Source organism: Paenibacillus sp. UNC217MF (genome assembly GCF_000686865.1).
GTDB classification, from domain to species: domain Bacteria; phylum Bacillota; class Bacilli; order Paenibacillales; family Paenibacillaceae; genus Paenibacillus_B; species Paenibacillus_B suaedae.
This window is the reverse complement of record NZ_JMLT01000025.1, coordinates 41,686-65,233: the sequence shown is the minus strand read 5'-3', so window position 1 is coordinate 65,233 and position 23,548 is coordinate 41,686. Positions and strand designations below refer to the sequence as shown.

The 23,548-nt window shown below is 47.6% G+C and carries 26 protein-coding genes and 1 other annotated feature; of the genes, 25 read left to right on the top strand and 1 reads right to left on the bottom strand.

Translation table 11 applies throughout. From position 1 onward, the window contains the following. Window positions 1–472: 472 nt before the first annotated feature. The 7 genes from BP95_RS0114395 (at window position 473) to pssA (ending at window position 8,614) form a co-directional block, all read left to right on the top strand. Window positions 473–934 carry a CtsR family transcriptional regulator gene (locus BP95_RS0114395; RefSeq protein ID WP_021252491.1) on the top strand — a complete coding sequence of 154 codons (462 nt, stop codon included), beginning with the start codon at window positions 473–475 and terminating at the stop codon, window positions 932–934. Window positions 935–984: 50 nt separating this feature from the next. Further along, window positions 985–1,530, top strand: a complete 546-nt coding sequence (locus tag BP95_RS0114390; RefSeq protein WP_021252490.1) for a protein-arginine kinase activator protein McsA — start codon at window positions 985–987, stop codon at window positions 1,528–1,530. Window positions 1,531–1,601: 71 nt separating this feature from the next. Next, window positions 1,602–2,669: a protein-arginine kinase McsB gene (locus tag BP95_RS0114385; protein ID WP_021252489.1), complete on the top strand. Its 1,068-nt coding sequence runs from the start codon at window positions 1,602–1,604 to the stop codon at window positions 2,667–2,669. Between the two features lie 23 nt (window positions 2,670–2,692). Continuing rightward, complete coding sequence (clpC, locus tag BP95_RS0114380) at window positions 2,693–5,140, top strand: ATP-dependent protease ATP-binding subunit ClpC (protein WP_021252488.1); 2,448 nt, start codon at window positions 2,693–2,695, stop codon at window positions 5,138–5,140. 233 nt (window positions 5,141–5,373) lie between these two features. Continuing rightward, a complete protein-coding gene (gene radA, locus BP95_RS0114375; RefSeq protein ID WP_021252487.1) occupies window positions 5,374–6,741 on the top strand; it encodes a DNA repair protein RadA in 1,368 nt (455 codons plus the stop codon). 16 nt (window positions 6,742–6,757) lie between these two features. Beyond that, the gene (gene disA, locus BP95_RS0114370) at window positions 6,758–7,831 is read left to right on the top strand and encodes a DNA integrity scanning diadenylate cyclase DisA (RefSeq protein WP_021252486.1); all 1,074 of its coding nucleotides are present in this window, start codon (window positions 6,758–6,760) and stop codon (window positions 7,829–7,831) included. 54 nt (window positions 7,832–7,885) lie between these two features. Beyond that, complete coding sequence (gene pssA, locus BP95_RS0114365; RefSeq protein ID WP_021252485.1) at window positions 7,886–8,614, top strand: CDP-diacylglycerol--serine O-phosphatidyltransferase; 729 nt, start codon at window positions 7,886–7,888, stop codon at window positions 8,612–8,614. Window positions 8,615–8,733: 119 nt separating this feature from the next. On the opposite strand, the gene BP95_RS0114360 is transcribed toward pssA, so the two are convergent. Beyond that, entirely contained in the window at window positions 8,734–9,129 is a 396-nt protein-coding gene (locus tag BP95_RS0114360; RefSeq protein WP_021252484.1) for a nucleoside triphosphate pyrophosphohydrolase family protein, read from the bottom strand. Between the two features lie 229 nt (window positions 9,130–9,358). Between BP95_RS0114360 and BP95_RS0114355 the strand changes: the two genes are divergently transcribed. From BP95_RS0114355 to BP95_RS0114270, 18 genes are all read left to right on the top strand, one after another. Beyond that, a complete protein-coding gene (locus tag BP95_RS0114355; protein ID WP_028532529.1) occupies window positions 9,359–10,444 on the top strand; it encodes a PIN/TRAM domain-containing protein in 1,086 nt (361 codons plus the stop codon). A 42-nt stretch (window positions 10,445–10,486) separates the two neighbouring features. After that, the gene (ispD, locus tag BP95_RS0114350) at window positions 10,487–11,194 is read left to right on the top strand and encodes a 2-C-methyl-D-erythritol 4-phosphate cytidylyltransferase (protein WP_021252482.1); all 708 of its coding nucleotides are present in this window, start codon (window positions 10,487–10,489) and stop codon (window positions 11,192–11,194) included. Between the two features lie 32 nt (window positions 11,195–11,226). Next, on the top strand, window positions 11,227–11,709 hold the full coding sequence (gene ispF, locus BP95_RS0114345; protein ID WP_028532528.1) for a 2-C-methyl-D-erythritol 2,4-cyclodiphosphate synthase: 483 nt from the start codon (window positions 11,227–11,229) through the stop codon (window positions 11,707–11,709). 43 nt (window positions 11,710–11,752) lie between these two features. Further along, window positions 11,753–13,201 (top strand): glutamate--tRNA ligase, encoded by a 1,449-nt coding sequence (gltX, locus tag BP95_RS0114340; protein WP_028532527.1) that lies wholly within the window; start codon window positions 11,753–11,755, stop codon window positions 13,199–13,201. A gap of 621 nt (window positions 13,202–13,822) precedes the next feature. Beyond that, entirely contained in the window at window positions 13,823–14,569 is a 747-nt protein-coding gene (gene cysE / locus BP95_RS0114335; RefSeq protein ID WP_021252479.1) for a serine O-acetyltransferase, read from the top strand. A gap of 30 nt (window positions 14,570–14,599) precedes the next feature. Then, a complete protein-coding gene (gene cysS, locus BP95_RS0114330; protein ID WP_028532526.1) occupies window positions 14,600–16,015 on the top strand; it encodes a cysteine--tRNA ligase in 1,416 nt (471 codons plus the stop codon). 43 nt (window positions 16,016–16,058) lie between these two features. Next, entirely contained in the window at window positions 16,059–16,538 is a 480-nt protein-coding gene (locus tag BP95_RS0114325; protein WP_028532525.1) for a Mini-ribonuclease 3, read from the top strand. A 34-nt stretch (window positions 16,539–16,572) separates the two neighbouring features. After that, complete coding sequence (gene rlmB, locus BP95_RS0114320) at window positions 16,573–17,316, top strand: 23S rRNA (guanosine(2251)-2'-O)-methyltransferase RlmB (RefSeq protein WP_028532524.1); 744 nt, start codon at window positions 16,573–16,575, stop codon at window positions 17,314–17,316. Between the two features lie 11 nt (window positions 17,317–17,327). Further along, on the top strand, window positions 17,328–17,867 hold the full coding sequence (locus BP95_RS0114315) for an NYN domain-containing protein (RefSeq protein WP_028532523.1): 540 nt from the start codon (window positions 17,328–17,330) through the stop codon (window positions 17,865–17,867). Between the two features lie 206 nt (window positions 17,868–18,073). Continuing rightward, window positions 18,074–18,733, top strand: coding sequence for an RNA polymerase sporulation sigma factor SigH (gene sigH, locus BP95_RS0114310; RefSeq protein WP_021252474.1), 660 nt, complete (start codon window positions 18,074–18,076; stop codon window positions 18,731–18,733). A gap of 466 nt (window positions 18,734–19,199) precedes the next feature. Then, window positions 19,200–19,349 (top strand): 50S ribosomal protein L33, encoded by a 150-nt coding sequence (gene rpmG / locus BP95_RS0114305; protein WP_019420680.1) that lies wholly within the window; start codon window positions 19,200–19,202, stop codon window positions 19,347–19,349. 38 nt (window positions 19,350–19,387) lie between these two features. Further along, window positions 19,388–19,579 (top strand): preprotein translocase subunit SecE, encoded by a 192-nt coding sequence (secE, locus tag BP95_RS0114300; RefSeq protein WP_028532522.1) that lies wholly within the window; start codon window positions 19,388–19,390, stop codon window positions 19,577–19,579. A 23-nt stretch (window positions 19,580–19,602) separates the two neighbouring features. Then, on the top strand, window positions 19,603–20,136 hold the full coding sequence (gene nusG, locus BP95_RS0114295) for a transcription termination/antitermination protein NusG (RefSeq protein ID WP_021252472.1): 534 nt from the start codon (window positions 19,603–19,605) through the stop codon (window positions 20,134–20,136). Window positions 20,137–20,212: 76 nt separating this feature from the next. Then, window positions 20,213–20,638, top strand: coding sequence for a 50S ribosomal protein L11 (rplK, locus tag BP95_RS0114290; RefSeq protein ID WP_021252471.1), 426 nt, complete (start codon window positions 20,213–20,215; stop codon window positions 20,636–20,638). Window positions 20,639–20,700: 62 nt separating this feature from the next. Then, a complete protein-coding gene (gene rplA / locus BP95_RS0114285; protein ID WP_021252470.1) occupies window positions 20,701–21,393 on the top strand; it encodes a 50S ribosomal protein L1 in 693 nt (230 codons plus the stop codon). A gap of 104 nt (window positions 21,394–21,497) precedes the next feature. Next, window positions 21,498–21,663: a sequence feature (ribosomal protein L10 leader region), on the top strand. Window positions 21,664–21,724: 61 nt separating this feature from the next. Continuing rightward, entirely contained in the window at window positions 21,725–22,228 is a 504-nt protein-coding gene (rplJ, locus tag BP95_RS0114280; protein ID WP_021252469.1) for a 50S ribosomal protein L10, read from the top strand. A 46-nt stretch (window positions 22,229–22,274) separates the two neighbouring features. After that, window positions 22,275–22,640 (top strand): 50S ribosomal protein L7/L12, encoded by a 366-nt coding sequence (rplL, locus tag BP95_RS0114275; protein WP_021252468.1) that lies wholly within the window; start codon window positions 22,275–22,277, stop codon window positions 22,638–22,640. A 181-nt stretch (window positions 22,641–22,821) separates the two neighbouring features. Further along, entirely contained in the window at window positions 22,822–23,436 is a 615-nt protein-coding gene (locus tag BP95_RS0114270) for a class I SAM-dependent methyltransferase (RefSeq protein ID WP_028532521.1), read from the top strand. Window positions 23,437–23,548: the final 112 nt, after the last annotated feature.

Here is a 23,548-nt window from a genome sequence, read left to right as displayed (position 1 = left end):
TTTGTTATTCACATGTGAATAATTGGACGAACATAGCGGTAAAATGTACACCATGCATATTTCTCAATGAACAAGCTGTGGAGAAGGGATAAATGAGTCTCTTTATGCACATTTAACCCATCATTTATCCACGATTGTGGAGAAGCTCCCAGGTATCCACATATAGAGTTTCTTGAATAGGGCTTACCATCAACCGTGTAATTGAATATATTGCGTAATTGAGATGGAATGATCGTGTGCTTTTCAACCAAGAAGAAGGTTATCCACATCATCGTGTAGAATAGCTGATGAAATCGATCTAAAATAGTTGCAAAATCAAACGAGTGCGCTATAATAAAAATAAAGTCAAAGAAAGTCAAAGTCAGATTAATAGTCAAAAAAGTTCAAAATATTGCGCCAAACTAGAATAAGTGAGGCTTATATTTGGTTAAACCTAATATAGAGACTGCTGCAGGCGGAAAGGGGGGAGAAGATGCGCAACATTTCCGACCTAATCGAGCACTACTTGAAGCATATATTACTTGAGAGTTCGGAAGGTGCCGTTGAGATTCAGCGCAACGACTTGGCAGAACAATTCTCTTGTGTTCCATCGCAGATTAACTATGTGATCAGCACACGCTTTACGTTGGAGAAGGGTTATGTTGTTGAGAGCAAACGTGGCGGTGGAGGGTATATTCGCATTCAGCGAATTGACTTGCCAGCCCATCAAGCGATTCATAATCATTTGTGCGAATCCATTGGGGAGCAGATTGAGCAGAGTGCCGCTGAAGGTCTTATCTATCAACTAGAAGAAGCGGAATTCATCTCCCGCCGGGAAGCGAATCTGCTGCGGGCTGCTGTTTCTCGGGACAATATAACAGTAAAGCTTCCCTACCGCGACGAGATACGTGCCCGGCTGCTAAGGTCGATGCTGCTGGCACTGCTTAGCAAGTAGAGATGTAAGTATGTAAGATGGATGCTACCTATAAAGGAGGAGAGACGGTTATGGTGTGTCAACAATGTGGTCAGAAACCGGCTACCCTGCATTTTACGAAAATCATTAATGGACAGAAGACGGAGTTTCACATTTGTGAATCATGTGCCCGGGAAAAAGGCGAATGGATTCCAGGCACGGCGAACGGATTCTCCATCCATAATTTATTGTCGGGATTGCTTGATTTTGATCTGACAGGCAGCAAACAGGGAGCTAAGGAAGATGCGAAGCCACAGCCTATGCGCTGTGAGAAGTGCGGACTGACTTATGCACAGTTCGGTAAGCTCGGCCGCTTTGGCTGTGATGAATGCTACACCTTTTTCGGTGAGCGCTTAGATCCGCTATTGAAGAGGGTACATGGCAATACCGTTCACGTTGGCAAAATTCCGAAGCGTGGGGGAGGCCGAATTCAGCGCAGACGCGAGCTGGAAGAATTGAAGAAGCAGCTGCAGTTCAGTATTTTGCGTGAAGAGTTCGAAGAGGCCGCAACCTTGCGTGACCGTATTCGCGAATTAGAGAAGCAGCCGCCAAGCGATTCGGAGAGAAGCAGTTCATAGCACCTAGGATACAAGCGCTATCGAGAGAGTAAGATGACAATAAGTAGTGCGAATTGGAAGGAGATGACGAGATGACAGAGCGACGATTTATTGAAGAAGCCCTAAGCGATTGGATGCGCGGCACGGGTCCGGATTCCGATATCGTCATCAGCAGCCGTATCCGTATAGCACGGAATATTAGTGGACTGCCGTTCCCGATCTTGGCTACGAATCAACAATCGGCCGAGGTGTTGGATCGTTTGTCAGCAGTCATGAAAGACCCGGAATTTGCGCAATTGAATCACTTTCATGAATTAGAGCTGGCAGAGCTTAGCGATACAGAGAAGCAAGTTCTAGTAGAGAAGCATTTGATATCCCCGAGTTTGGCAAATGAGTCCCGCAATGGCGCGGTCATTGTCAGTGAGGATGAGTCAACCAGCATCATGATTAACGAGGAAGATCATCTTCGTATTCAATGCCTATCACCAGGGCTGCAAATTCGTGAGGCTTGGGAGCAGGCTAACCGCATCGATGATGTGTTTGAATCGCAAATCGACTACGCCTTCGATGAGAAGAGAGGTTTCTTAACGAGCTGCCCGACGAATGTGGGAACAGGAATACGGGCATCGGTGATGATGCACTTGCCGGCATTGGTAATGACACAGCAGATTAACCTCATGCTTCAGGCCGTTACCCAAGTTGGATTAGCGGTTAGAGGCATATACGGAGAAGGAAGCGAAGCGATCGGCAACCTGTTCCAAATATCAAATCAGATTACATTAGGTCAATCCGAATCTGAGATTATTGATAATTTGTACAGTGTTGTGAAACAATTAATCGAGCATGAGAAGGCAGCTCGGGAACAGCTGCTGACAAGCAATAGCATGCGGCTTACGGATCGCATTTGCCGCTCATATGGAATTTTGAAGCATGCAGTTATTATGGATTCAAAAGAAGCCGCACAGCGGTTGTCCGACATTAGGCTTGGTTCTGACCTTGGCATCCTGCAGCATATTCAATCGTCACAACTGAATGAATTATTGGTCATGACACAGCCAGGCTTCTTACAATATAAATACAACACGACATTATCTCAAGAAGATCGGGATTCATATCGCGCGAAGATGATTCGCGAGACGTTATCCAAATCTAAATCATAATGTAATATGGAGGTGCAACACTTATGATGTTCGGTAGATTCACAGAACGTGCGCAGAAAGTATTGGCTTTGGCACAAGAAGAAGCAGTACGACTCGGGCATAACAATATCGGAACGGAGCATATTCTGCTTGGACTTATTCGCGAAGGGGAAGGCATCGCAGCTAAGGCACTTGTAGCGCTTGGCCTCGGATTGGAGAAGATTCAGGACGAAGTCGAAACCTTGATCGGGCGCGGTCAAGAACAGCCACTCAATATTGCATATACCCCGCGTGCGAAGAAAGTGATTGAGCTGTCCATGGATGAAGCGCGCAAGCTTGGCCACACTTATGTGGGTACAGAGCACATTCTGCTTGGCTTGATCCGTGAAGGAGAAGGCGTAGCAGCACGGGTGTTGAACAACCTTGGCATTAGCTTGAACAAGGCACGCCAACAAGTGCTGCAACTGCTTGGAAGCAGCGAAGCGGTATCCAGCCATCATGGACAGTCGCAAAATGTAAGCACACCGACACTGGACAGCTTAGCTCGTGATCTGACAGCAGTAGCGAAGGAAGGCAATCTTGATCCGGTTATCGGCCGTTCGAAGGAAATTGAGCGCGTCATTCAAGTACTGAGCCGCCGTACGAAGAATAACCCCGTACTTATCGGTGAGCCTGGGGTTGGTAAGACGGCCGTAGCTGAAGGTCTGGCACAGAAGATTATTAACAATGAAATTCCAGAGACGCTTCGCGATAAGCGTGTTATGACGCTTGATATGGGTTCGGTTGTAGCCGGAACGAAATACCGGGGTGAGTTCGAGGATCGCCTGAAGAAGATCATGGATGAAATCCGCCAAGCAGGCAATGTCATCCTGTTCATCGATGAATTGCATACGCTCATCGGTGCCGGCGGTGCTGAAGGCGCCATTGATGCATCGAATATTTTGAAGCCTGCATTGGCTCGTGGAGAGCTACAGTGCATTGGGGCGACAACACTTGATGAGTACCGCAAATATATCGAGAAGGACGCAGCGCTCGAACGCCGCTTCCAGCCGATTACGGTTGACCAGCCTACTCCAGAGGAAGCAATCCAGATCTTGACTGGGCTGCGTGATCGTTATGAAGCCCATCACCGTGTGAAAATTACCGATGAGGCAATTGAGCAAGCGGTGAAGCTCTCGGATCGGTATATTACAGACCGCTTCCTGCCGGATAAGGCAATTGACTTGATTGATGAAGCGAGCTCGAAAGTTCGCCTTCATTCGTATACAGTACCACCAAATTTGAAAGAGCTTGAAGCACGTTTGGAAGACATCCGCAAAGAGAAGGACGCATCTGTGCAAAGCCAAGAATTCGAGAAAGCCGCTGCGCTGCGTGATACGGAGCAGAAGATGCGCGAAGAACTGGAGACCGTTCGCAACCAGTGGAAAGAGAAGCAGGGACGCGTGGATTCTGAAGTTACGCCAGAGGATATTGCTCAAGTCGTAGCGAGCTGGACCGGAATTCCGGTATTGAAGCTGAAGGAAGAAGAGACAGAGCGCTTGCTCAAGATGGAAGAGATTCTTCATGAGCGTGTCATCGGCCAAGATGAAGCGGTGAAAGCAGTGAGTCGTGCAATCCGCCGTGCGCGTGCAGGGTTGAAGGATCCGAAGCGTCCGATGGGCTCCTTCATCTTCCTTGGCCCAACTGGGGTAGGTAAGACTGAGCTTGCTCGTGCCTTGGCCGAATCTTTGTTCGGTGATGAGAATGCGGTAATCCGAATTGATATGTCCGAATACATGGAGAAGCATTCGACAGCTCGTCTCGTCGGAGCGCCTCCGGGATATGTCGGCTATGAAGAGGGCGGCCAATTGACGGAGAAGGTTCGCCGTAAGCCATACTCAGTCGTCTTGTTGGACGAAATCGAGAAGGCACATCCAGAAGTATTCAACATTTTGCTTCAAGTGTTGGAAGATGGCCGTCTCACCGATTCGAAGGGACGTGTAGTGGACTTCCGTAACACGCTTATCATCCTGACATCCAACGTTGGGGCCGAAGCAATTAAGCGTAATTCTACGCTTGGCTTCACTGCAGTTGATGATGCAGGCAAAGACTACAACAACATGAAGGATAAAGTGATGGGTGAATTGAAGAAGAGCTTCCGCCCAGAATTCTTGAACCGGATTGATGAAATTATCGTGTTCCACTCCTTGGAGCAGAAGCACATCGCTGAAATCGTATCCTTGATGGCTGGTGAGCTTCGCAAGCGTCTGAAGGAACAGGATGTTGATTTCCAATTGACAGACAATGCGAAGAATTTCCTCGCGAAGGAAGGCTTTGATCCAGCGTATGGCGCCCGTCCATTGCGTAGAGCGATTCAGAAGCATATCGAGGATCGCCTGTCAGAGGAATTGTTGAAGGGTAATGTCAGCAAGGGCGATGCCGTCGTCATCGACGAGAAAGATGGCGAGCTGCTCGTCCTGCGCAACAACGAGGTTAACACAGCACATGTATAATGAACTGTAGTATTTAGGAAAGAATCGTACTTTCTCCCTCCCGGAGGAAGGTACGGTTCTTTTTTTCTTCGTTATTTATTGCTCCACATATGCCTGTTTCTGCTTGCGATATGCTAAAGCACTTTATCCTCCTTCTTAAAAATGGTAAACTAATGAGTAATGAGTAACGAGGTACCTGTTTGCGGACATGGCGACCGACGACTTGCAGCATATTGATTAGGAGTGTCGGCTTCATGGCCAAAGTGAAAACGAAATTTTTCTGTACGGAATGTGGATACGAAACACCGAAATGGATGGGGAAATGCCCTGGCTGCGGTGAGTGGAATACGATGGTGGAAGAGCGGGAGACAGTCATTAAGACAGCAGGTGTGCATTCTTCCTTGATTCAAACGAAAGAAAAGCCGCAATCTATCATACACATAGAAAGTGGACGTGAACCTAGACTCACTACGACACTTAGTGAGTTGAACCGCGTACTGGGCGGCGGTGTTGTTCCTGGATCACTTATTCTAGTGGGGGGCGACCCGGGTATCGGGAAGTCAACACTTCTACTGCAGACTTCCAATGCACTGGCTGCCAGCGGCCTCAAGGTGCTGTACGTATCTGGTGAGGAATCGATGCGTCAGACGAAGCTGCGGGCAGACCGTCTTGGTGTCTTGTCGGAGAACTTATTCGTCCTCAGTGAGACGAATCTGCAATATATCGAGGAGGCGCTTGAGGCGGCACAGCCTGACTTCCTCGTTATCGACTCCATCCAGACCGTCTTCCAACCTTCGGTGGAATCAGCTCCCGGCAGTGTTGCACAAGTACGCGAATGCACAAGCACATTCATGCGCATCGCTAAAGGGAAGGGCATCGCAACTGTCCTTGTTGGACATGTGACGAAGGAAGGTGCGATTGCCGGTCCGCGGCTGCTGGAGCATATGGTCGATTGTGTCCTTTATTTCGAAGGAGAGCGGCATCATTCCTATCGTATTTTGCGGGCTGTAAAGAACCGGTTCGGTTCGACCAATGAGATAGGAATCTTCGAGATGACGGAGGGCGGTCTTGTCGAGGTGAAGAACCCATCCGAGATGTTCCTGCAGGAGAGACCGCTAGGTGTTGCAGGATCCACGGTTGTAGCCAGCCTTGAGGGAACCCGTCCCGTCCTTGTTGAGATGCAGGCGCTCGTATCGGCGACGAACTTCCCGTCTCCGCGGAGGATGGCGACAGGGATTGATCATCATCGTCTGGCGCTTATTATTGCGGTGCTGGAGAAACGAATGGGAATGTTCCTGCAAAATCAGGATGCATACGTGAATGTAGCGGGTGGAATTAAGCTTGATGAGCCAGCTGTTGACTTGGCTATGGCGGTTGCAATTGCTTCGAGCTTCCGAGATATGCCGACACAACCATTCGATGTTGTCTTTGGCGAAGTGGGGTTAACTGGTGAAGTGCGTGGGGTATCTCGTGCAGAACAGCGAGTGAAGGAAGCAGAGAAGCTTGGATTCAAGCGCATTATATTACCAGAGAAGAGCTTGCGCGGCTGGAAGCCGCCTGCCAATATTGAGATTATTGGAGTAAATACGGTTGCTGAAGCATTAGCTGTGGCGTTAGGTTAGGGGGCATAGATATAGAATGAAGGAAAGCCAACTGGATATTATGAACGACCTGCTGCGGATGGTCGCACCAGGAACGCCTTTCCGCGACGGGCTTGAGAATGTGCTGCGCGCGAAGACAGGGGCACTTATTGTCGTTGGATACAGTCCAGAAGTAATGGAAGTTGTAGACGGGGGATTCTCCATTAACTGTGACTTCTCACCGAGCTACTTGTACGAACTGGCCAAGATGGACGGCGCCATTATCTTGAGTGAAGACATTAAGCGGATATTATATGCGAACACACAGCTCATTCCGGATTCCTCCATTCCATCTACGGAGACAGGCATCCGGCACCGGACAGCGGAGCGGGTAGCGAAGCAGACGGGGAAGCTGGTAGTCTCCATCTCCCAGCGCCGGAATGTCATTACACTGTACCAAGGCAGTCTGCGTTATGCACTTAAGGAGATTGGCGTTATTCTCACGAAGGCGAACCAAGCGATTCAGACATTGGAAAAATATAAGGTTGTGCTTGTACAAGGCATGACAAATTTAACTGCATCCGAGTTCGAAGAATTGGTTACCTTATACGATGTCGTAAACGTTGTGCAACGTATTGAGATGGTGTTACGTATTAAGATGGAGATCAAGCGTTACATCAACGAACTGGGAACAGAGGGACGTCTTATCAGCATGCAGCTCGAAGAGCTCGTAAGCAACACCGAAGAAGACGCTTGGCTGCTGTTGAAGGATTATGCCCGGGACGGAAGCGATGAGAAGGTACGTGAGATCATAGCCCAACTTAAGAAATGCACGGCAGATGAACTGCTTGATACCCATCATTTAATAAGACTGCTCGGTTACCCGACGACGAGCACGATTCAGGAAGAATCCGTTTCGCCGCGCGGTTACCGCGTTCTTAGCAAGATACCAAGACTTCCTAATGTCATAATTCACAACTTAGTCGAAACCTTCCAATACCTCCCTCATGTCATGATGGCAACGATTGAGGAATTGGATGAAGTAGACGGCATTGGCGAAGTTCGCGCTCGTGCGATTAAGGAAGGGCTTAAGCGGATTCAGGAGCAGGTCTTCATTGACAGGCAAATTTGATTTTCCTACAATGAAAGGACGTACGTTGGGCATAGTAAAATTAGAGGTGAACCTATGATTACAAAGTCCATTCCGAGCTTGTTTACGATCGGTAACTTGTTTCTCGGAATCATTTCCATCATGCTTGCGTTTCACGATGACTACAACTTAGCAGCTCTTATGATTATTATTGCCATGTTGCTCGACGGATTGGATGGGCGTGTAGCAAGAGCATTGAACGCACAGAGTGAATTCGGCAAGGAGCTTGACTCCCTATCCGATGTGATTTCATTCGGTGTAGCGCCAGCCTTCATTATGTATGCCGTCGCTTTTACAGATAGTAACCCGGTGCTGGCTTGCATCGTTACTGCAATCTTCCCGATTTGTGGTGCGCTGCGACTTGCACGCTTCAACGTTAAGGATGGTATTCCGGGGTATTTCATCGGCTTGCCAATCCCAGCGGCTGGCGGTGTGGCATGTACACTTGCCTTGTTCCATGAGAGCATCCCAGCGGCTTATCTTATGATAGCGATGATTTTATTATCTTACTTAATGGTTAGTACTGTGAAATATCCGAACTTCAAGAAAGTCGGTATTCCGAAGAAGGCCATCTGGATTACGCCTTTTGTTATTGCAGGGGCAGTAGCGATCGCGGTATGGCAGCCAGAACAGACACCGAAGCTGATTTTTGTGCCGTTGGTACTGTATGCGCTGCTTGGTTTAAAAAAAAACGTTAGAATGCTGAATCGCCGCCGCAAGAAACAGCTTGATGCGGAAGAGTGGTACCAGTCAAAGCATTCTTAAGCGAATAAACCCAAAAGAAAAGCACTTGCAGTCCATAATTGGGCGGCAGGTGCTTTTTGTGTTGTATATGATTTCCGTTCCAATTATCTTGTATCAATTTTCAGTTCTTCTTCATTCCATTAGGACAGGTTGAATATCCCGAGAGTTTGGCACTTGCTCGATTCCTGTTTGACGACATCGTCAAGATCAATATCAAGCAGATTGCACAGGGCAGACATATAGAATAGGTGCTTGCCAAGCTCGCTCTTCACAACATCCTTGCAGTTCTCGCATAAGTGACCTTGAACATGTGATTCAAGAGATTGCTTCGCTTGATCCATATCCATGTCGTCATGGTAGGGCTGCCGCTTCGCATGCAGCTCCAAGCAGCCACATTCTGTTATGGCTTTTGTTACCGCGCGGTTTACCGAGGCGTCAGACTGTCCGTATTTCGAAAGAATGTCCAGCAAGCTTCGGTGTCTTAACAATAAATCGCCGACTTGATCCTGGAAAGATTGCAACCTGGAAGTACTCATTACTCATCCACCTCTATTCATGGAATCGTGGTTCGGCCCGAGCCATACTGCTCAAGGGACTCACGTTATTTCAGCTCTCCCCATTCCGTACTACTCCCCTATTATACGACTAGGATTTCCTACATTTCAACTTCGCCTCGAATTTAAAAATGTAAGAATGGACGATTAGGAGCGAGAGGGTTGGGCCATAATTGTAAAGATATTCAAATTAGATAAGGAGGTGGACTTCGTGTTCAGACGATTATTTTATGCGGTTGCAGGATTGATCGGAGCATGGAGTGGGACAGAGTTCCATCGGTATTGGAATATGCAGACAATGGAGTTTTCGTCATTATCCAACCCTGGAATAACTTCTAACGGACTGTTATGGGCACTTGGCGGGGCATTTTGCTTTATTGTGATGGGTCGTGCACTTTTTACGCCATTGGCACGGTTATGGGGCAGCTTGGAAGAACGCATGGTGAATATGTCAGCAGGGATGCTGGTGATTGGAGCTTCTGGCGCATTGATGGGACTGTCCTTTGGGGGGTTGCTTGTACCGCTATTTGAGCCGTTTGGGACAGTAGGGCGTATGGTATCGGTTTGTATGATTGTCCTGCTGTCAACAGCAGGGTTGCAAGCAGCACTTATGAAGCAGGATGAGATTGTAAAGTGGGTCTCCGCCTTCCGCATGCCTGAACGAGGTGAAGAGAAGAGCAGAGGAATGGAAGAACATAAGATCTTGGATACAAGCGTCATCATTGATGGTCGCATCGCAGATATATGCAAGACCGGATTCATTGAAGGGACAATCGTCATTCCTGAGTTCGTCTTAGAGGAGTTGCAGCATATCGCGGATTCGTCGGACTTGCTCAAGCGGAACCGTGGACGCAGAGGGTTGGACATTCTGAATAAAATTCAAAAAGAACTGGAAGTAAAAGTACTCATTTATGAAGGGGACTTTGACGAAATTTCGGAGGTAGACAGCAAGCTGGTTAAGCTCGCGAAGCTGCTAAAGGGGAAAGTCGTCACGAATGATTTCAACTTGAACAAGGTATGTGAGCTGCAGGGAGTATCAGTGCTCAATATTAACGATCTAGCCAACGCTGTGAAGCCAGTGGTTCTCCCAGGAGAAGAGATTGTTGTTCAAGTCATCAAGGATGGTAAGGAACATGGTCAAGGTGTAGCCTACTTGGATGATGGTACGATGATCGTCGTTGAGGGCGGCAGAGATTATATCGGCATGACGATGGAGGTTCTGGTGACCAGTGTACTTCAGACGTCAGCAGGACGAATGATATTTGCTAAGCCAAAACTGTTGGAAAAAGCCCAATAAACAGGTATGATGGGGATACTACCATCATGGGGGTTAGTAAGGATGGACAGAGGGTTTGGCGTGGTCATAGTCGCTGCTGGCAGAGGCACGCGCATGGGCACGGAAGAGAGTAAGCAGTATTTGCATTTACAGGATAAGCCAGTAATCATCCATACCGTAGAGCGGTTTCAGTCCATGGAGGAGTGCGAATCGATCGCATGGGTAACCACGGAACAGGATTATGCGCGCTGCGAAGCATGGGTGAAACAATACGGATTGCATAAGGTTCAAGACATCGTTACAGGAGGCAAGGAACGTCAGCATTCAGTATATGCTGGCTTGCAGGCTCTGAAAGCGCGTGGACTCGAATATGTGTGCATCCACGATGGTGTACGGCCCTTTGTAGAGCCGGGCAGAGTAAGCGCATGTTACGATGCGGCCCGGCAGCACAGAGCGGCCGTATTGGCCGTTCCGGTCAAGGATACCATTAAGCAGGTGGACAAGTCCGGTATTATTACGGCAACACCTGATCGCAGCAGCTTATGGGCGATTCAGACACCACAGGCTTTCCGGCTTGCTGATGTAATGGCTGCTCATGAGCTCGCGGAGCAGGAGCAATTCGTGGGAACGGATGATGCGATGCTTGTTGAGCGGATGGGAATTGCTGTTCACGTAGTGGAGGGGAGCTACACGAACATTAAGCTAACGACGCCGGATGATCTGGATTGGGCTGCATGGTGGCTGTCTCGTCATGAAGCTGAGCGAAATTGAATGTTGAGGCAGAAGGAGAGGGAGGCTTACGTATGATTAGAGTGGGACAGGGATTCGACGTGCACCAGTTAGTAGAGGGACGGCCGTGCATTATTGGCGGCGTTCATATTCCTTACGAGAAGGGATTGCTTGGGCATTCAGATGCTGATGTGCTTCTGCATACGGTAAGTGATGCAATTCTGGGCGCACTAGGATTAGGGGATATCGGCAAGCATTTTCCAGATACGGATCCTGCATTCAAGGATGCGGACAGCATGAAGCTGTTAGAGCATGTATGGCAGCTAGCTGTTGAGCGCGGTTATCGACTTGGCAACATCGATTGCACGATTATTGCACAGAAACCGAAGATGCTGCCGCATATTCCAGCGATGGTAGCGAATATCGCTCGTGCTCTCGGCGCAGAGGATTCGCAGGTGAATGTGAAGGCTACGACAACGGAACAATTAGGATTTGCTGGACGCGGTGAGGGAATTGCCGCACAGGCTGTTGTCTGCTTATTTCACAATATGGTATGATGAAATGATTAATGGAAAGACAAAGTACGGGAGTGAAGCAATCATGAATAACGATATTCGAGTTCGTTACGCACCAAGCCCTACAGGACACTTACATATTGGTAATACGCGTACGGCATTGTTTAACTATTTGTTCGCACGTCACCATGGGGGTAAGTTCATCGTTCGCATCGAGGATACGGACGTTAAGCGCAATGTGGAAGGCGGAGAAGAGAACCAATTTACGTACATGAAGTGGCTCGGCATGGATTGGGATGAGAGCATTGATGTAGGTGGGGATTTCGGCCCGTACCGTCAGACGGAGCGCTTGGATATCTATAATAAATATGTGGACGAGCTTCTAGAGCGCGGGCTTGCCTATCGCTGCTATTGTACGGAAGAAGAGCTTGCAGCGGAGCGGGAAGCACAAGTTGAACGCGGCGAAACGCCGAAGTATTCCGGCAAGTGCTGCAGCTTGTCCGCTGAGGATCATGCACACCTGGAGGCAGAAGGCCGCAAGCCTAGCATCCGCTTCCGCGTGCCGCAAGGACGCTCGTATACCTTTAATGATATGGTTAAAGGTGAAATTACGTTTGAATCCGATACAACAGGCGACTGGGTTATCGTGAAGAAGGACGGTATACCGACTTATAACTTCGCGGTTGTCATCGATGACCATTTGATGCGGATGTCTCACATTCTGCGTGGAGAAGATCATGTGACGAATACGCTTCGCCAATTGATGATCTTTGAAGCGTTTGGATGGGAAGCGCCTGTATTCGGACATATGACGCTTATCGTAAATGAGAATCACAAGAAGCTCAGCAAACGGGATGAGTCGATCATTCAATTTATTGAACAATATGAGCAGCTCGGCTACTTGCCAGAGGCAATGGTTAACTTCATCGCATTGCTTGGCTGGTCACCAAAAGGGGAAGAAGAGATCTTCTCAATGGAGGAGCTCATCTCGATCTTTGACGAGACGCGCTTGTCCAAGAGCCCTGCTGTATTTGATACGAATAAGCTGACGCATATTAATAATACGTATATGAAGAAAGCAGAACCTGATCGCATTGCGGCATTGTCGATTCCTCACCTCCAGCGTGCAGGACGCTTGCCAGAGCAGCTGAATGAAGAACAGCAAGCTTGGGCGGCTGCACTTGTGAAGCTGTATCAGGAGCAAATGAACTGTGCATCCGACATTGTGGAATTGTCGGAGATGTTCTTCCGTGAAGAACTTGTCATCGACGAAGAAGCTAAGGCAGTGCTCGCTGAAGAGCAGGTTCCTACTGTATTGGCAGCACTTCGTGCGAAGCTGGAAGCTGCAACGACTTGGGATGCAGATACGATCAAGGTATCCTTGAAGGAAGTTCAGAAGGAAACAGGCGCCAAGGGCAAAGGTCTGTTCATGCCGGTTCGTGTTGCAGTATCTGGGCAAATGCACGGCCGTGATTTGAATGAGACGATTGTTCTGCTTGGTAAAGAGAAGGTCCTAGCTCGCTTGAATGGATAGATCAGATTTGATGTTTCTGGATAGGATTTGATTCGAATGCACATGCGGATAACTTTCAACGATTGTTATTGTCATGCAGTAGGAGCTTCGAATATACTTAACGATAGAATCCTTTTCATTATTTCGTTCTGAAGGAAAGTCATGCTTCGTACAGTATGATTGAGCATACTAATAAAAGCGTTGAACGGGAGAGTATAAGCGGGATAAAAATGAACAGAGAGAACGATCGAGATAAGGAAGACTATGGATCTGGTGTCCATCGCTCCTTACAGGCTGTGAGTCGTTCCATTTTTAAGCTTATGCGATGCACCCGGAAGCTCCGTCCTTGAGCATGTACCTGGTACATGGGTAGGGGGTGGCGAATCATCCGCGTTAAGGATATTCAAGAGGGGCAACAAGTATTTGGCTATGTCATGGTTTTGTATCCGGTGTAAGTGGAGGATAGATATACGATGGCAATAGCGGAGATATGATGTTGTCCAAGCAGAGTGGAACCGCGCATCGCGTCTCTGCAGCATCATGCTGCAGGGGCGTTTTTTATTGTGATGAATTTATGTATCCGCTTGTGTGTATGAGAGAGGAATGCTAACTCAATTCGCTGAGTTCCGGGGGGGACAGAGCATGTGGCGTGTCATTCGAAGAATGAAATCCGATGTGCAGGCGGTGTTCGATAACGACCCGGCGGCGCGCAACCGATTCGAAGTAATCTTTACCTATTCAGGCCTGCATGCCATCTGGGCGCATCTCATTGCACATCGGTTCTATCGTTGGCGCTGGTTTACGACTGCGCGCATTATTTCGCAAATAAGCCGGTTCATGACGGGAATTGAAATACATCCTGGAGCGAGGATTGGCCAAAGACTGTTTATTGACCATGGCATGGGAGTCGTCATTGGTGAAACCTGTGAGATTGGCGATGATGTAGTCATTTACCAAGGCGTAACACTTGGAGGTACGGGGAAAGAGAAGGGGAAGCGGCATCCGACGATTGGGAACAATGTCGTCATTGCTTCTGGATCGAAAGTGCTTGGCTCTTTCACTATTGGAGACAATTCAAGCATTGGAGCCAATTCCGTCGTGCTCCGGGAAGTACCGCCGAACTGTACAGTCGTGGGCATTCCGGGACGTGTAGTGAAGCAGGATGGAGTGCGCATTGACCGCTTGAACCATGCCCAACTGCCTGACCCAGTGATTGATATGCTTCGAAGCATGCAGATTGAGATGGATGCATTGAGAGCTGAACTGCACCAACTTAAGCATCCCCAAGGCAGAGACTCTGAAATTGCAGAGACTGAAAGTCAAGAAAGCATACAAGTAGAGGAGTCTGTCCAACAACCGAGGAAAGAACTTGAGAAAGTGAACAAATAAATGCCCGAACATCAAGGAGGAGTGACTTGCATGACCTTGCACATTTATAATACGCTGACACGTACGAAAGAGCCGTTTCAGCCGATAGATCCGGATCGCATTACGATGTATGTATGCGGGCCAACTGTGTATGACTATATCCATATCGGAAATGCGCGGCCTGCGATCTTTTTTGACGTTGTTCGCCGTTATTTAGAGACGCTGGATTACGAAGTAAACTACATCGTGAATTTCACAGATGTTGATGACAAGCTGATCCGCAAAGCAGCAGATCTGGGATCCACGGTACAAGAAGTTGCGGAGCGCTTTATTCAGGCGTTCTATGAGGATAATGATGGTCTAGGTATTCGCCGTGCATCGAATAACCCGCGTGTAACGGATAATATGGAGGAAATCATCGCCTTCATCTCAGAGCTTGTGGCAAACGGTAAGGCTTATGAATCGGGCGGAGATGTGTATTTCCGTACGAGAGAATTTGCGAAGTATGGCCAGGTTTCCGGTCAGAACATTGATGAGCTGCAGCTCGGAATTCGAATCGAAGTGGATGAGCGCAAGGATGACGCAGCTGACTTCGTCTTATGGAAAGCGGCGAAGCCAGGGGAAATCTCTTGGTCAAGCCCATGGGGCGAAGGCCGTCCAGGCTGGCATATTGAATGCTCGGCTATGTCGCGCAAATATTTGGGTGAAACGATCGATATCCATGGCGGCGGCCAGGATCTTCAGTTCCCGCACCACGAATGTGAGGCTGCACAGTCCGAATCCGTGACAGGAAAACCACTTGCCAACGTGTGGATGCATAACGGATATATTAATATTGATAATGAAAAAATGTCGAAGTCGCTTGGTAATGGGGTAACGGTTCATCAATTGCTTAAGCAATATGATCCGGCTGCTCTGCGCTACTTCATGTTGTCGACACACTATCGCAACCCACTGAACTTCAATGCAGAAGCGATGGAACAGGCAGAGAAAAGCGTCAGCCGCATAGCGAATGCAGTTGCGAATGTCCGCCATGCATTGGCATCTCTGAATACAGATCCATCTGTGCAGGAAAATGCGAACGAGGCACTTCAAGTGAAGATAGCTTCCATTCTAGAGACCTTTGATGCGAAGATGCAGGATGACTTCAATACGGCAGATGCCATTACTGCTGTATTCGAATGGGCAAGTGAGGCGAATTCGTATTTGCAGCAAGCTGATTCGCTTGCAGCTGGGGACTTGGAAGCATTGCTGGATGCCTTTGAAGCGATGAACGAGGTGCTTGGACTGGTATTGGAGAAGGAAGAGGAATTGCTGGATGAGGAAATCGACCAACTTATCCAAGAACGCAACGATGCTCGCAAAGCGAAAAACTGGGCGAGAGCCGATGAAATTCGCGATCTGTTAACCGAGCAGGGGATCGTTCTGGAAGATACGCCTCAGGGTGTGCGCTGGCGCCGAAAATAGTCGCAGCGGCATTACGGTCGACGAAGGAGCTTATGCATACGCAATGAATGATAATCAACAGGAACATCAATCGACAACAATAGAAGCAAGGTCAGGGGATGCTGGAACATGGCTGTTCCCTTTCGCCCCGACCAAGCGGCCGCAGCAGCTTAATCCGATTGTACTCGCTTATATAGGCGATGCAATCTTCGAAGTTGCCATCAGACAATATCTTATATCACAGCCGAATCATCGGCCGAACCACCTGCATCGTGAAGCGACGGGGTATGTGTCTGCCAAGGCGCAGGCGCGTGCGCTATCGCTTCTGATGCCGATATTAACAGATGAAGAAGCAGACGTCGTTCGTCAAGGACGCAATACGAAGTCCAGTGTGCCGAAAAGTGCGAACGTAAGTGAATATAGACAGGCTACAGCGCTTGAATCTTTATTCGGCTATTTATATCTGAATGAAAATTTTGAACGGATGCGGCAATTCGTTACTATGATTGTTCAAGCACATGGGACAGAACAGCAGCAAAAGTAAAAGGGAAACATCTAGACGGGAGGCACACTTACGCATGCATGAAGAAGAATATATTGCCGGGAAGCATTCGGTAACCGAGGCGCTCAAATCCGGGAGAACGATAAATAAAGTATGGATTGCGGAAAATGCACAAAAACATTTAACAGGGCCGATTATTGCAGAAGCCAAGAAAGCTGGCGTCGTGATTCAAATGGTCGATAAGCGCAAGCTCGATCAAATGGTCGAGGGGGTTCAGCATCAAGGAGTTGTCGCACAGGTTGCAGCTTATCATTATGTAGAAGTGGAAGATATTTTAGCTCAAGCTGAGGCTAAAGGCGAGACTCCGTTTCTGATCCTATTGGATGAGATCGAGGATCCGCACAATTTGGGTTCCATTCTTCGGACAGCGGACTGCACAGGTGCGCATGGCGTAGTTATTCCGAAACGCCGCTCAGCTGGACTGACTGCTACGGTATCTAAGACTTCTGCTGGAGCTGTCGAGTATGTGCCGGTAGCCAAGGTGACGAATTTGGTTCAGACGATGCAGCAGCTTAAAGACCGTGGAGTGTGGATCGTAGGTACAGATGTAACAGCAACTCAAGACATTTATGAAGCGGATGTATTCAATCTTCCAATCGCGCTTGTCATCGGTAACGAGAATAAAGGAATGGGCAGACTTGTTCGGGAAAATTGCGATATGTTGTATAAGCTTCCAATGGCAGGGCAAATTAACTCGCTTAATGCGTCGGTAGCTGCAGGCATCTTCATGTATGAGGTCGTGCGCCGGCGTCGCGGCTGAGGCTGCCCGATATGGATCGGCAGGATTGGCGCGATGTGCTTCTTGTTGACGGCTACAACATGATCGGGGCGTGGCCGGAATTAAGAGAGCTGAAAGATAAAGACTTAGATGAAGCAAGAGAACGACTGTTAAATATGCTTGCAGACTATCTAGCATATTCCGGCCGAAGAGTAATTGTGGTATTTGACGCATATCGCGTTCCTGGCTTAGGAGCCAAGTACACGCAGGGTAAAGTCTCTGTACAGTTCACGAAGGAGAAAGAGACAGCGGACGAATGCATCGAGCGGCTTGCCAGGGGGCTTGGGCATCGCCGCCGTCAAATCTACGTAGCAACATCAGACATGACAGAACAGAACGTAGCTTTTGCACAAGGTGCACTTCGTATTTCGGCACGCGAGCTGAGGCTCATTATTGTACAGGCCCGGCGCGAGGTGGAGACGAAGATTCGTGAACAGGCACTGCAGCCGATCAAGCGTAACCCGATTGAAGGCAAGCTTAAGCTGGATCAACTGCTTAAGCTTGAACGGCTGCGCCGAGGGGAAGAAGATTGAGTAGCGTAGGACAGGAGCATGAGCGTCATTTTCAACGTTATTTTTGGCGTATGCAGTCAAATGCATAGACTTATTTTGGAATAATGCTCAAATTCCGCACAGGATAAGGCTTCCTTTGGTTGACGATGATAGATAGATTCATATATACTGAATCTATCATTTGTGATGTAACGGGTGGATTGCGTTGCAGGCCGGAGGGATTGCTAGTGAGTGTTGACCTCAAAGTATTAAGCACCTCCTCATACGATCGTTCGTCGGATGAACAGCTAGTCGACGCGGTCAGGGAGGGAGATAGCGAAGCGCTCGAATACTTAATTAACAAGTACCGCAATTTCGTTCGAGCAAAAGCACGCTCATATTTTCTAATCGGCGCTGACCGTGAGGATATTGTTCAAGAGGGCATGATCGGATTATACAAGGCAATTCGTGATTTTAAGGGAGACAAGCTGGCATCATTCAAGGCATTCGCCGAACTGTGCATTACTAGACAGATTATTACTGCGATTAAGACTGCGACGCGCCAGAAGCACATACCATTGAATTCTTATGTGTCGTTGGATAAGCCGATATATGACGAAGATTCAGATCGCACCTTGCTAGATGTGATTGGTGGCTCGCGGGTGTCTGATCCAGAAGAATTGATCATTAATCAAGAAGAATTCGTTGGGCTCGAGGACAAGATGTCTGAAATTTTGAGCGATTTGGAACGGAAAGTGCTCATGCTGTATTTGGATGGGCGTTCCTATCAGGAAATTGCCGTTGATCTGGATCGCCACGTCAAATCGATAGACAATGCGCTGCAGCGAGTCAAGCGAAAGTTGGAGCGATATTTGGAGTTACGGGATGGCGGGGATAGCGGATGTTAATTAGTCGAATACAGATGTAGGAGCTTATCAACCTAGTATGGGAGATAGGCTCTTTTTCATTGTTTACATACTGTTCCCGATTGAAAGCAATTAATTTTACATCGAAAGTTTACGAGAATGAAGGTTTAGATTGCGTAATATTCCACCATACTGATAGCGACTAGGAACATTAGTGATCTTTTCCTTTGTCAAGCAGCTGTCGGATATGATAGAGTGAATGACATCGCCCCCCACGGCGTCAACATCTTATCATTGACATCATTTGCCCCTTGTGATAAAGTGTTTTAGGTAGCCCTAAATATGCGTACGTATTTACTGAATAAGAAATGATTGGTTATTAGACTGAGAGTGGATTATTCAGCGAACAAGAGACGATTTGTCCCCCTGTAGAAGGATGGTCAATCCGTTTCTGCTTGGGGAAATTCGACGCTTCTTATCATTAAGGTGTCTTCAGGAGGTGTACTACATGCGGGTAATCGTTACGATGGCTTGCACGAACTGCAAACAACGCAACTATACGACAACAAAGAACAAACGTAATCACCCAGACCGCATTGAGTTGAAGAAATTCTGCAAGTTCTGCAACGAGCATACTTCTCATCGCGAAACGAGATAAGTCTGATGGAGGTGTAGTCCGTGGCTTTCTTCGGGAAACTGAAACAAAGTTTCGGTTCGATGTTTTCCTTCTTTGCCGACAGCTGGGGTGAATTAAAAAAGGTTCGCTGGCCCAGTCGTAAAGAACTGACAAGCTATACGATCGTCGTTTTAGCCACGGTTATCTTTATGACGCTTTATTTCTGGGTCCTTGATATCGGAATTTCCGCGATAGTCGAAGCGATTATTTAATAAAGTCCCAAGGTGGCTTAGTTATGGAAAAAAGATGGTACGTTGTTCATACCTACTCAGGTTATGAGAACAAAGTTAAAGCCAATTTGGAAAAGCGCGTTGAATCCATGGGCATGGAAGACAAAATATTTCGCGTTCTTGTTCCGATGGAAGAAGAAATGGTAAACAAGGATGGCAAAAAGAAAGTTGTCATGCGTAAAGTTTACCCGGGTTATGTTTTGGTTGAAATGATTCAGACGGATGAGTCTTGGTATGTTGTTCGCAACACGCCAGGGGTTACCGGATTCGTCGGATCTACCGGCTCTGGTTCAAAGCCTATTCCACTGTTGCCTGAAGAGGTCGATCAGATCTTAAAGACAATGGGCATGGAAGATCCGAGAGCAAAAGTCGATTTCGACTTGAAGGAATCGGTTCGCATTATGGTAGGGCCTTTCGCAAACTTCGTCGGTACGGTCGAAGAGATCATTACAGACAAGCAGAAGCTTAAGGTTCATGTCAACATGTTTGGAAGAGAAACCCCTCTTGAGTTGGATTACCACCAAGTGGAGAAGATCTAATACATCTTTCTATTGGTTTCTACTGTGAGATAGGGCAACCTGAACCTCACATAACTAGCGCAAGGAGGTGTTTGAAATGGCGAAAAAGGTCATTAAAGTCGTTAAATTGCAAATTCCAGCGGGTAAGGCGAATCCAGCGCCTCCGGTAGGTCCAGCATTGGGTCAAGCGGGTGTCAACATCATGGCGTTCTGTAAGGAATTCAATGCGAAAACAGCTGATCAAGCAGGTTTGATTATTCCTGTTGAAATCTCTGTATTCGAAGATCGTTCCTTTACGTTCATCACGAAGACTCCACCGGCTGCAGTATTGTTGAAAGTAGCGGCTAAGGTCGAAAAAGGTTCCGGTGAACCGAACACGAAAAAAGTTGCAACAGTGAAACGCGACGTTGTACGTCAAATCGCTGAGCAAAAAATGCCTGACCTGAACGCAGCATCCGTTGAATCGGCTATGCGTATGGTTGAAGGTACAGCTCGCAGCATGGGCTTTGTCGTAGAAGACTAATACGTTCTTCTTTGGCGCATGTGGGAGGTTAATCCGTTAAAACCACAAAGGAGGAAAAAATCATGGCAAAACGTGGCAAAAAATATGTCGAAGCTGCAAAGCTTATCGATAGAGATGCTGCTTATGAGTCGATGGAAGCTATTGAGTTGGTTAAGAAATCGGCTACAGCAAAATTCGACGAAACAGTTGAAGTTGCTGTTCGCTTGGGTGTAGACCCTCGTAAACAAGACCAAGCTGTTCGTGGGGTAGTTGTACTTCCACACGGTACAGGTAAAACAAAACGCGTTCTCGTCTTTGCAAAAGGCGAAAAAGCAAAAGAAGCAGAAGCAGCTGGTGCTGATTTTGTAGGCGATCAAGATATGATCAACAAAATTCAACAAGGCTGGTTCGACTTCGATGTCTGCGTAGCTACGCCAGACATGATGAGCGAAGTAGGTAAATTGGGACGTATCCTCGGTGGTAAAGGTCTCATGCCTAACCCTAAAGCTGGTACGGTTACATTCGACGTTACTAAAGCTGTTCAAGAGATCAAAGCTGGTAAAATCGAGTACCGTCTGGACAAAGCAGGACAAATCCACGCACCGATCGGTAAAGCTTCTTTCGATGCAGACAAGTTGCATGACAACTTCAAAGCGTTGATCGATGCATTGAACCGTGCGAAGCCAGCAGCGGCTAAAGGCGTGTATTTGAAAAACATCGCGGTTTCTTCCACGATGGGTCCTGCAGCACGTGTGAACACAGCATCTTTCCGCTAAGATTTATTCTTTAGTGGGAATCTGTTGGCAAGTTTTGAGAGTGGTTGACATGGTTCAACTGTCCATGCTATGTTAATAGAGTTGCTAACACATGATGTGCAATTAACTTTTGAATAATCGTACCGTAGACAGTAGGTGCCGAAAGGCTTAATCTCCTACCGAGGTGTTCGAAATAGACTGAGTGCTTGGAGCGTGTCGTTGACACGTCTGCGCACCAAGTGCTATCGTGATGCCTCTGTAGTAAACTGCAGAGGCTTTTCTTATGCTGAAGTAGGTAGAAGATCTCGGACAGGATGCGGTGTTAAGTAGAACCTTGTAGGAGGTGGAACGAGTGGCAAACGCAAAAGTAATCGAAGCGAAACAGCAAGCTGTACAAGATATCGCTGAGAAATTCCGTAGCAGCGCTACAACGGTTGTTGCTGACTACCGTGGATTGACAGTATCTCAAGTTACTGAACTTCGTAAGCAACTGCGCGAAGCAGGCATCGAATTCCAAGTGTTGAAAAATACATTGGTACGCCGTGCGACAGCAGAAGCTGAGTTGTCTGAACTTGATGAAGTATTGTCTGGTCCGACAGCTATCGCATTCAGTCGTGAAGACGCAGTAGCACCTGCGAAAATCTTGAACGACTTTGCGAAGAAAAACGAAGCTCTTGAAATTAAGGGTGGAGTAGTTGAAGGTCGCGTCGTTGACGTAGATCAAATCAAAGCCTTGGCAGCATTGCCTTCCCGCGAAGGTTTGTTGTCCATGTTGCTCAGCGTGCTCCAAGCACCAATGCGCAACTTCGCATTGGCTGTCAAAGCCGTTGCAGAGAAGAACGAAGCGGAAGCGTAAGCTTAATCGCGTAACATACACTTTACTAAATATGGAGGTTTAACAAATGAGCAAAGAGCAAATCTTGGAAGCCATCAAAGGCATGTCCGTATTGGAATTGAACGACCTTGTTAAAGCAATTGAAGAAGAATTCGGCGTAACTGCAGCAGCTCCTGTAGCTGTAATGGGTGGCGCAGCTGGTGATGCTGGCGCAGCTGAACAAACTGAGTTTGACGTAATCTTGACTGCACCAGGCGCAGGCAAAATCAACGTTATCAAAGTTGTTCGTGAAATCACTGGTCTTGGCTTGAAAGAAGCTAAAGACTTGGTAGACAACTGCCCGAAACCATTGAAAGAAAAAGTAAGCAAAGAAGAAGCAGAAGCAGTAAAAGCGAAGCTCGAAGAAGCTGGCGCATCTGTAGAAGTGAAGTAATCTCTGCTTGCAAAGTGCGAACCCCTTGGAACTTGTTTTCAAGGGGTTCGTTGTCTAAGATACGACTTACCGATTTAGCTTAGGTGTCATCGAATACGAAGTGTAAATAGGGAACTCGACGCGCATCTTAGCCAATGAACGATAGCACTTTTTATTTTTACCATGACAGGAAGGGATCAAGATGGCAGGGCATTATTACAGCAAGCGTCCAGATGTAGAGCATAATCGCAAGAAATGGACGGCATCCTTGCGAGGTATGCAGCTAGCATTCGTGTCGGATGCCGGTGTATTTTCCAAAGGCGGTGTCGATTACGGCAGTCGAGTGCTGATTGATTGCATGGACATTCCTGAAGACGCCACCGTTCTTGATGTCGGCTGTGGCTATGGGCCGATTGGATTAACAGCTGCAAAACTGGCTAAGCGCGGACGAGTAACGATGGTAGATGTGAATGAGCGAGCCTTAGATTTAGCGAGAGAGAACGCTCTTCTAAATGGAGTCCATAACGTCACGATTCAAGAGAGTGATGGCCTCAATGCGCTAGGTAGTGAGCATTATTCTGTTATTCTCACCAATCCGCCGATTCGTGCAGGCAAAGAGGTTGTTCATCGCATCTTTGAACAATCCTATGAGCATTTAGCAGACGGAGGTTCTCTATGGATTGTCATTCAGAAGAAACAGGGAGCGCCATCAGCGGAAGCGAAGCTGCAGCAGTTGTTTGGAGAAGAAAACGTAGAGTTAGTTGTGAAGGACAAAGGGTATCGGATCTATCAAGCGAAGAAATCATTTCCAAGTTGACTCTGAGTGCCCAATATGGTATTATTATAAAATGTCAGTATTAGGATGGACTCCATGTCTACACATGGCCCAAATGTCAAGCCTTTTTTTGAAAGGATGCATACATTTTTGC

Excerpts from the sequence above, each read along its gene's own strand:
- cysS (WP_028532526.1), top strand. The coding sequence starts at position 14,600 with ATGACCTTGCACATTTATAATACGCTGACACGTACGAAAGAGCCGTTT.
- radA (WP_021252487.1), top strand. The coding sequence starts at position 5,374 with ATGGCCAAAGTGAAAACGAAATTTTTCTGTACGGAATGTGGATACGAA.
- clpC (WP_021252488.1), top strand. The coding sequence starts at position 2,693 with ATGATGTTCGGTAGATTCACAGAACGTGCGCAGAAAGTATTGGCTTTG.
- ispF (WP_028532528.1), top strand. The coding sequence starts at position 11,227 with ATGATTAGAGTGGGACAGGGATTCGACGTGCACCAGTTAGTAGAGGGA.
- ispD (WP_021252482.1), top strand. The coding sequence starts at position 10,487 with ATGGACAGAGGGTTTGGCGTGGTCATAGTCGCTGCTGGCAGAGGCACG.
- gltX (WP_028532527.1), top strand. The coding sequence starts at position 11,753 with ATGAATAACGATATTCGAGTTCGTTACGCACCAAGCCCTACAGGACAC.
- rpmG (WP_019420680.1), top strand. The coding sequence starts at position 19,200 with ATGCGGGTAATCGTTACGATGGCTTGCACGAACTGCAAACAACGCAAC.
- pssA (WP_021252485.1), top strand. The coding sequence starts at position 7,886 with ATGATTACAAAGTCCATTCCGAGCTTGTTTACGATCGGTAACTTGTTT.
- BP95_RS0114360 (WP_021252484.1), bottom strand. The coding sequence starts at position 9,129 with ATGAGTACTTCCAGGTTGCAATCTTTCCAGGATCAAGTCGGCGATTTA.
- rplL (WP_021252468.1), top strand. The coding sequence starts at position 22,275 with ATGAGCAAAGAGCAAATCTTGGAAGCCATCAAAGGCATGTCCGTATTG.
- rplA (WP_021252470.1), top strand. The coding sequence starts at position 20,701 with ATGGCAAAACGTGGCAAAAAATATGTCGAAGCTGCAAAGCTTATCGAT.
- BP95_RS0114390 (WP_021252490.1), top strand. The coding sequence starts at position 985 with ATGGTGTGTCAACAATGTGGTCAGAAACCGGCTACCCTGCATTTTACG.
- BP95_RS0114385 (WP_021252489.1), top strand. The coding sequence starts at position 1,602 with ATGACAGAGCGACGATTTATTGAAGAAGCCCTAAGCGATTGGATGCGC.
- disA (WP_021252486.1), top strand. The coding sequence starts at position 6,758 with ATGAAGGAAAGCCAACTGGATATTATGAACGACCTGCTGCGGATGGTC.
- BP95_RS0114325 (WP_028532525.1), top strand. The coding sequence starts at position 16,059 with ATGAATGATAATCAACAGGAACATCAATCGACAACAATAGAAGCAAGG.
- rplK (WP_021252471.1), top strand. The coding sequence starts at position 20,213 with ATGGCGAAAAAGGTCATTAAAGTCGTTAAATTGCAAATTCCAGCGGGT.
- BP95_RS0114270 (WP_028532521.1), top strand. The coding sequence starts at position 22,822 with ATGGCAGGGCATTATTACAGCAAGCGTCCAGATGTAGAGCATAATCGC.
- cysE (WP_021252479.1), top strand. The coding sequence starts at position 13,823 with ATGTGGCGTGTCATTCGAAGAATGAAATCCGATGTGCAGGCGGTGTTC.
- BP95_RS0114315 (WP_028532523.1), top strand. The coding sequence starts at position 17,328 with ATGGATCGGCAGGATTGGCGCGATGTGCTTCTTGTTGACGGCTACAAC.
- rlmB (WP_028532524.1), top strand. The coding sequence starts at position 16,573 with ATGCATGAAGAAGAATATATTGCCGGGAAGCATTCGGTAACCGAGGCG.
- BP95_RS0114395 (WP_021252491.1), top strand. The coding sequence starts at position 473 with ATGCGCAACATTTCCGACCTAATCGAGCACTACTTGAAGCATATATTA.
- nusG (WP_021252472.1), top strand. The coding sequence starts at position 19,603 with ATGGAAAAAAGATGGTACGTTGTTCATACCTACTCAGGTTATGAGAAC.